The 1,606-nt window shown below is 40.5% G+C and carries 2 protein-coding genes and 2 pseudogenes; all 4 read left to right on the plus strand.

Annotated elements, in window-relative coordinates:
• A pseudogene (locus B2X72_RS07835) lies at positions 1 to 259 on the plus strand (hypothetical protein); the annotation flags it as partial.
• A 71-nt stretch (positions 260 to 330) separates the two neighbouring features.
• The gene (locus tag B2X72_RS07840) at positions 331 to 711 is read left to right on the plus strand and encodes a methylglyoxal synthase (protein WP_046673562.1); all 381 of its coding nucleotides are present in this window, start codon (positions 331 to 333) and stop codon (positions 709 to 711) included.
• A gap of 12 nt (positions 712 to 723) precedes the next feature.
• Positions 724 to 1,125: an OsmC family protein gene (locus tag B2X72_RS07845; RefSeq protein WP_286848948.1), complete on the plus strand. Its 402-nt coding sequence runs from the start codon at positions 724 to 726 to the stop codon at positions 1,123 to 1,125.
• A gap of 133 nt (positions 1,126 to 1,258) precedes the next feature.
• Positions 1,259 to 1,606: pseudogene (locus B2X72_RS07850) on the plus strand (type I pantothenate kinase); the annotation flags it as partial.

Raw genomic sequence — 1,606 nt, forward strand, 5'->3', positions numbered from 1 at the left:
AGCCTTTATGAAACCGCTCAGTGGATCCGGTGCACGTGGACTTATGGTCGATTTGATGAATGCCAAGGGGCCAATGGACTTCGCTGCCAGGGTTGCTTGTGTTATTCAGGGATCAACAGAAACTACTTTTTATGTCCTCGCGGTATATTTTGGTGCAGTGGGAATAAAGCGTACACGGCATGCATTACCCTGCGCTCTGCTAGCTGAATTGGCTGGTGTGATAGCCGCAATTATTATATCCTATATATTTTTTAAATAGTATACAAAACGGATCTAGAAAGGTTCTGTTTTTAGATTTGAGCCGATTCTTTTACATATAATTATATACTGATGAAAAAAACAATTGCACTAATAGCCCACGACGGCAAAAAACCTGAAATGGTCGCATTTGTCAAAGACCACCAGGAATTATTGGAGCGCGCCAATATCATTGCCACAGGTACTACGGGCTCTTACGTCAGACAGACAGGCTTGCCTGTGGAATTGAAATTGAGTGGCCCCATGGGTGGTGATGCACAAATCGCAGCTTTGGCGGCCGAAAGAAAAGTTGATGGTATTATTTTCTTTCGCGATCCACTAGGGAAACACGCACATGAACCAGATATTCAAATGCTCATGCGTGTATGTGATCTTTATAATGTCCCTTTGGCGACAAACCCTGCAACAGGAAGCCTCATCATTGAAGGACTATTAGAAGACGTGGAATCCTAATTTTAATCGCTTATGGACAATGAAGTAATCGTTTCAATAGGGAAAACACCCTATACAACTACAGTACAATACGGCAAACATCAAATAACGGTTGATGAACCCGAAGATGTAGGCGGTGAAGATCAGGGCATAAACCCTACTCCACTATTACTATCCTCTTTAGGGAGCTGCAAAGCCATTACAGTCAAAATGTATGCTGACCGCAAAAACTGGCCCCTGGAGGAGGTGCTGGTGCGTTTATCTTATGAGGTACAAACAAGTGAACAGCAACAAACGACCTATATACAATGCTTTATTAGCTTTAAAGGAGATTTAGATGAGGTTCAAAAGCAGAGTTTGTTTAAAATAGCTGAAAAGTGTCCTGTTCATAAAATATTATCAAATCCTATTGTAATAACTTCAAATCATTTATAATGTTTCTTGGGATAACGGATAACACTATTTATATTTGTCCGCGCAAAAAAGACCTTTAATAGTCGATAGAATCGAATAGTAAAGGTTTACTTGTCCTGCAATATAGATATTTGTAATAAAAATAAAGCAAACGATGCAATTGGATCCGCAAATAGCAATAGACTCGCCTTTTAGATCGATCAAACGGGAAGATTGGAAAAATTTAAATGGGAAGGTATTGCACAATTTCAGTGTCGAAGACCTGGAAAATCTACATGCACTGAATGAACCTTTGACAAATCAGGAAATAGAAGAAGTCTACTTTCCCTTAAGTCATCTACTTGAGATTCATATTGATCGTTTCCAGAGCCTTCACCAGCGTACAAACCGGTTCTTTGGCAAAGAAGAGAGCAAACTGCCTTATATCATTGGTATAGCTGGGTCGGTCGCTGTCGGAAAAAGTACTACTGCCCGGGTTTTGCAGCGTGTCCTAAGTTTACTC

Origin of the sequence: Sphingobacterium sp. UBA7253 (assembly GCF_002472745.1) — a bacterium.
Classification (GTDB): domain Bacteria; phylum Bacteroidota; class Bacteroidia; order Sphingobacteriales; family Sphingobacteriaceae; genus Sphingobacterium; species Sphingobacterium siyangense.